This is a genomic window from Acinetobacter harbinensis (assembly GCF_000816495.1).
In the GTDB taxonomy this organism is placed as follows: domain Bacteria; phylum Pseudomonadota; class Gammaproteobacteria; order Pseudomonadales; family Moraxellaceae; genus Acinetobacter; species Acinetobacter harbinensis.
In genome coordinates, this window is sequence record NZ_JXBK01000001.1 from 1,744,011 (window position 1) to 1,750,052 (window position 6,042).

The 6,042-nt window shown below is 39.9% G+C and carries 8 protein-coding genes; 2 read left to right on the plus strand and 6 right to left on the minus strand.

The window, feature by feature from the left end:
- Nucleotides 1-72 precede the first annotated feature (72 nt).
- Complete coding sequence (locus tag SE27_RS08095; protein WP_004648869.1) at nucleotides 73-282, plus strand: cold-shock protein; 210 nt, start codon at nucleotides 73-75, stop codon at nucleotides 280-282.
- Nucleotides 283-705: 423 nt separating this feature from the next.
- Nucleotides 706-879 (plus strand): hypothetical protein, encoded by a 174-nt coding sequence (locus SE27_RS13975; RefSeq protein ID WP_171160673.1) that lies wholly within the window; start codon nucleotides 706-708, stop codon nucleotides 877-879.
- 488 nt (nucleotides 880-1,367) lie between these two features.
- Here the strand turns inward: SE27_RS13975 and SE27_RS08100 are convergent, their stop codons facing one another.
- The 6 genes from SE27_RS08100 to SE27_RS08125 form a co-directional block, all read right to left on the minus strand.
- The gene (locus SE27_RS08100) at nucleotides 1,368-2,147 is read right to left on the minus strand and encodes an NlpC/P60 family protein (protein WP_039622441.1); all 780 of its coding nucleotides are present in this window, start codon (nucleotides 2,145-2,147) and stop codon (nucleotides 1,368-1,370) included.
- A complete protein-coding gene (locus SE27_RS08105; RefSeq protein WP_039622442.1) occupies nucleotides 2,144-2,500 on the minus strand; it encodes a hypothetical protein in 357 nt (118 codons plus the stop codon). Before SE27_RS08105 ends, SE27_RS08100 begins: the two co-directional genes overlap by 4 nt.
- A gap of 60 nt (nucleotides 2,501-2,560) precedes the next feature.
- Nucleotides 2,561-2,791, minus strand: coding sequence for a hypothetical protein (locus tag SE27_RS14140; protein ID WP_039622444.1), 231 nt, complete (start codon nucleotides 2,789-2,791; stop codon nucleotides 2,561-2,563).
- Nucleotides 2,784-4,763 carry a hypothetical protein gene (locus SE27_RS08115; protein ID WP_081406891.1) on the minus strand — a complete coding sequence of 660 codons (1,980 nt, stop codon included), beginning with the start codon at nucleotides 4,761-4,763 and terminating at the stop codon, nucleotides 2,784-2,786. Before SE27_RS08115 ends, SE27_RS14140 begins: the two co-directional genes overlap by 8 nt.
- 6 nt (nucleotides 4,764-4,769) lie before the next feature.
- On the minus strand, nucleotides 4,770-5,666 hold the full coding sequence (locus tag SE27_RS08120; RefSeq protein ID WP_039622445.1) for a LamG-like jellyroll fold domain-containing protein: 897 nt from the start codon (nucleotides 5,664-5,666) through the stop codon (nucleotides 4,770-4,772).
- Nucleotides 5,667-5,676: 10 nt separating this feature from the next.
- The coding region (locus SE27_RS08125) for a hypothetical protein (RefSeq protein WP_455549978.1) at nucleotides 5,677-6,042 on the minus strand (366 nt) is incomplete at its 5' end.

Below are 6,042 nucleotides of genomic sequence, written 5' to 3' on the forward strand. Positions count from 1 at the left end.
CCATTCTTATTTTCCAGTTAATACCGGCTTTTTTAAAAAGTCAAAAAACATCAAAGTTTAAAGGATTGTATTATGTCTAATACTGTTAAAGGTACTGTTAAGTGGTTCAACGAAACTAAAGGTTTCGGTTTTATTCAACAAGAAAACGGTCCTGACGTTTTTGCTCATTTCAGCGAAATCGCTAACTCTGGCTTCAAAACTTTAACTGAAGGTCAGCAAGTTGAATTCAGCATCACTCAAGGTCAAAAAGGCCCAAATGCTGTAAACATCGTAGCACTATAATTTAAAAGACTACACTCATTATAGGTGAGGTGGTTTTAAATGAAAGAGCGAGATTTTATTCTCGCTTTTTTATTGTTTAAATTTTAGAGATACTGCTGAATGAACATACGCCCTGCTGCTCTTTCCCCTCTACAAGCATGCATTCAGCCTAATATAAAAAATTGATCAATACAGCCATTCTACAAGCCAAGTCAGTTATGCTCACTCATTTACTCAGTTGAGTAAAAAGCTAATTTAAAAAATAAGAAATTAACTTTCAATAACATTCATAAAAAATTTCAATAGATAATTAATGTTACGTAAAGCGATGCAATACTCATTCAAAACACTAAATATCTTACATATTAAAGACATAGCCAATACTTCACTATTTGTTTTTAGATTCTATACTTAAAAATTAAAGATAGAAAATAGGAACTCACTATGAAAAGCTTTTTAACAGTTCTAATTTTTAGTCTTACTAGCTCTATAACAAGCATTGCTGTTGCTGCAGTTGAGTCTGCTCCATTAGAAGCCACAGCTGCGGCTGAAGCTCAGGAGGCTGCATTAGAATATCAAAATCAGCAAGAGCACACCTCTGACGCGAGCACTGAATAAATTCTTTGCATATTAGAAATTAGAGCAAAATGATCGCTTTTATAATTTAGCTAAATTTAGATGGTTAAGCTTAAACATAAATTAGATTAGAAATCAGCACTGCTTTACCTCTAATTAGACTGCTTCGGCCTTGGATGCCTCCGCAGTCTATCTATCTCTAGAGTATCAACACAATATTAGGATAACCAAAATTGTATCTTTTAAATCATTAGAAGCGCCAGTTCTAAGAATATTATTTTATACTCAGTCTAATTAACTATAAATAATAGTAAGTGACTGTTATTAAATATAATGTAAATTAACAACACTTCGCACTCGCAAGCATCAACAGTCTACAAAAGTAATTCAACAGTCTACAAATCAGTCTACATTTTCACTTCTGCAATTTGGTTGACAAACTTTGATTTCAGCAATAAATCTTGGTTGACAGATTGCTGAATTAGCAATAATTGAAAAATTAGCCCTCAGATTAATCCAAGGGCTTTCAATTACGCTTCACTCACCTTCGTCGCAGTCACACCAGTCATAAGTGGTAAATTGTAACGCTTATCTGCCGGTCTATCGGTGATGCCATACCAACGGAATTCTTGGAACTCTGACTCAGCGTACAATGCATAACAAACCATATTCGATTGATTGCCACCGATACAGACCAGTTTACGTGTCTTTTCATCACGACCCACGACAAAGCAGACATGGCCACCACCTTGACGCGTTTTGATGGCAACACAACCATAAGCCGGCTTTGTCAGTTTAGATCCGTAGTTCACGTAATCAAGCGCACGATACCAATGTTTCGGATATTTTACCCCTGCCACCTTTAGGCAGTGAGCAATAAAGGCCCCACACCATGCTGTCTCATCTTCCGACCACCACGCGCCTAATGATTTGAGCCAATTTAGAATGGTTGGATTGTGCGCTTTGCCTGATACTTCTTTTAAACCAATATGCTTTTTGGCTTCAATCATCCACGCCAAATCATTGGTTTTGATCGGAACAGATAAAAGACTATTGATGCCGCTTAATTCTGGTGTATGCAGCTCAGGTTGCTTTTTAAGTCGAGCAAGTACAATGGCCACACCAACGAACATACCCATATATTCTTGCCACTGAGCTGGAATATAGTTTTTGAGGTCTTGCGGAATCACATTCCAGATATTTACGAACTGCTCTGAGAATAAAATCAAGGCGTAAAAAAAGGCGCTCATTGCACCCACTTGTATTGATTTTAGCTTCCAAGCCTGTTTCCAGTCTTCAATTAATTTCATCTAAATGATTCCTCCAGTCGAGTGACTTTTTCTTTCATGAGTGATTGATCTTGATTGCTTTGAATAATTGATTGCCCAATCCAAATGCATGCAGAAATAATACTGCCGGCAAAGAGACCTAAAATGATCTTAATGACAGAAATACCGCCTTCTTGAATTGATGCCTTTGTTTCTAAATTTGATACTCGGACATCAATCGCATCAATGTCTTTTCGATTTTGTTCACCTGAGTTTTGCTGTGACTCATTAATAAAAGTTAATCGTGAAACATGGTTTGATAGCGTATGAATATCGCTTTGCATGTTGTCGATTTTCTTCTCTAATCTGAGTCCATATGACTCGTTTTCAGACATAGTGCCCCCAATTTTTGGCAATAAAAAAGCACCCGAAGGTGCATGTATAGTAGTTAAGATTTAAATTTCTATTTGAACAACAGCGCCCGAAGGCGCTACTCGTTTTATTTCCTGATTAGACACGAATACTCGTGTGCCCACTGCGTATTTAGTGCTACTAGTACACATTACCAATCCAGTACCATCGACCACCAAGACCTTATACTTTGGATGATCTGCAGAGGTAATCTCGCCGACAAATTCCGGTGCCTTAGGCAGTAAATCAAGCAATCTTTTTAGCGCATTACTCATCTCTGTTCACTCGTTCGACCTTAATCGTCTGATTCACGGTAGCATGATTAAATGACACGCTCACACTATCAACAATGCCCCACCATTCAGCATTAAAAGCGATAAGTTCACCAGGTACACACTCGCCAACTTCAGCACTAATTGGCATATTCAAACTGTGCTTTTCAACCATGCCGGCTTTGGCTAATTTTGCTTTACCAAATGCGCCCATGCTTTCAACCGTAAACAGTGAATCATTTACTGTTTCAAGTAATGTGTCGGCACTCGTTCCGGTTCGCTTCACTTGGCCAGTTAATCCTGAACGATCATTACTTAGCGTTATACCGTTATAATCTGGGTAAATTTCATAATCAGTGGATTGGTCTTTGACTAAGCTGATTGGCACCAATTGGTCATAGTCTGCAATAACGATTGGATCCCAAAAAGTCTTTTTATATAGCGGCCTAATAGACAGTGTATTGCCATTTTTTTCACTATAAATAAAGCCTCCTGCACTCTCTACAATTAACTTAATTGCAGCAATCGGGGTGAAATTTGAATAGCTCAAGCTGTTAATGGGAAGAATCCAACCTAGCTCATCAATTAATTTCCAATCCAATTGAGCATTACTATTCACTCGATCCAATTCAGCTTGTGCTAGCTGCACAGAAGTACGCTCATTCTCTTGTAAAAACGACCGTGTTGGTGACGATGGTGCATCAAGTAAAGCGGATTGGCTTCGACCGGTCAGTGTATAGGTGTCCTGAGCAAAACGACGAGAGCGATTTCGACTCTCTAAAAGCATGTGATGCTCGTTGCCATTCACCATAATTTTTAAGATAACCGGCTGACCGGTGATCGGCTCAAGCTTGTTGATTTCACTGGCTGGCACTGTCAAACCATAGGACCAGCACCACCGGCTTCGGTCAGTATTGTAGTTACCATCCATCACAATGATTTTTTGCCCAGTATCTAGGCGTGTCACTTCCAAACTATTCAAAATGTACCACCAGTTTTTAGCAGGCAATCCGGGGATGCAGTCATCTGCACCAAAATTTAAAATGACATTGTGTGAATCTACGTCATGGCAAAGACAAACGAAATTCAGATCGGTTGAGCCAACATATTCAGAAATTTCAGGCTTTGGCCAAGGTTGAATCGGATGCTTGCGGTAATGAATCGCTTTGGCTTTATCCCAAGCGATATTGCTGGTTGTGATTAACTCAAGGCCCTTATCCCACTCAAACGTAAATCGCTTTTCAAAAACATGAGCGACTTCATGCGAATAAGTAAAAGTCTTGCGCCGGCGGATCATTTCCTGCCAGACTGTTTCTCGGTTATGACGTAGCTTGATCGTTTCATCATGCAAGTAACGTTGTTGAATAAAGCGCTTATCGCCTTCTTCCCAGATCAAATACGCGTCAGAACTTAAACCGGTTGCCTGCTCGTGTAGCGACCTAACCGTACGATTTAATGATCCGGCCTGCTCATGTCGCAGATCCGCTTGATTTGAAATCACCAAACCTTGCTCATAAAAAAGAGCCTCATTTGAGACTCTTACTATAGGCTTGGCCCATGGTATTTCTGTGGTACTCAGGGCTGCGATGGATTTCTTATATCGCATGTCAAAGCCATAAGACACGCCAACCAGATGATTGATATCGAATAGCGCTTTAACTTCAAATGAGAACCCAGTGTCTAAGACAGTATCAATGGTGCATGGATTAGATGAAAAAACAGCTTCTAGTTGAAACTGCAACTCTGAATCTAGTTTTATATCAATTGCTGCAAAAATAGTTGAGCCTTCAGTAAATGCTGCAACCAATTCAAACTGAAAATCAGCATCTATTTTAAAATCTATCGCATTTGCTGCGTAATCAGGGTCATATAAAACATGTAGGTCGTAAGGTGCAGTTAATTCGGATGACTCAGTCGTAGCTTGATATGTTGCTGTGAGCGAATACGGTTTATTATGCTCGAAATTATCACCCATGCTTACCTACCAATCCATAAATTGTTTATTAGGGGGTGTAAAATTTCCTCTGTAACGAGCATGGGAAGTTATGCGTAGCTCATCCATATAACCCTTAAAATAGGATTCGTTGCCCCCATAATACGCACCACCTGCTCGCACCACACTATTAGCATTTACGACTTTCGTGTAGGAGGGAGATAGGATGTATCCAACACCTTCTATGTAACAAGTGAGAGTTGAGTTGTGACGTTCGTATGCGATATGTCGCCTCACATTAGTGCTTAAAGGAACTGATGTGCTGAAAAACGATACACCATCCCAAAACCCAGGTGTGCCGTCTGTTTTTGATAGCATAAACACAAGACCGTTGGACGGGCTGAGTCCATAACCGACTAATGTAATGTCAGCGGCTGCGCTAGGTTGATGGCTTTCAATGGTAAAAAAGCCTTCTACAGTGAAATCACCTATGCCAAATTGCATCAAACTTTGCGGACCATAAATATAGTCACCAACACCATCAAAATAGCCGCTTGTCCCACCAAACGCATGGTCATTGATTAATATTTTTGCATTTCCAACTGCCGTCCAGTTGAAGCCTTTTTTATCTGCAAAAATGTTTAAATTATTCACCCCATTAAAATGAAGTAATGAAGTCACTAAACTCCAATGGTCATCTTTATCTGCAATTACAACTAGCTCGCTGCTTATAAAACTGGATGCACTTCGCCAAACACGAACAACATAATAGTAAGTATTCCCCCTCACCACATCACTATCCACGTAGTACATGCTTTTTAGACCAGTGGCGATAGGTGTGGGTAAATCCACCTCAGCAACACCAATCATACTGGTTGCAGAGCGGATAATATCAAACGAGTCAAAATGACCGAACTGTGCAAATTCAATGCGATTACCACCCATATATCACCTATCATGGTCTAATTTTAAAAGAGTTAATTTGGAACGAACCGCCAAGCACAATATTTGGATTGGTAAGTGAAATGTCTATACCAACCGTTAAATCAACCACCACTTCACCCGCACCATTGAAGATTCTCGCCCATGTAGCTGTGCCAGTCTTAATAACCGAGCCTGTGTCAGTTGGGTGTAATTCAACATAAGTTGGCGCGGTTTCTTTAATACATGGCTCAGGAAATACCAAAGTGACCAGAGCATTATTTGAATCTGCTGGAATTGCAGGGCTTGCAGGCTGCACGCCCTCATAAAAAATAACGGTAGCACTTTGGCTACCGCTATCCATAAATTCTGCAAAGGCTTGAATCATGGCAAGCCGAGC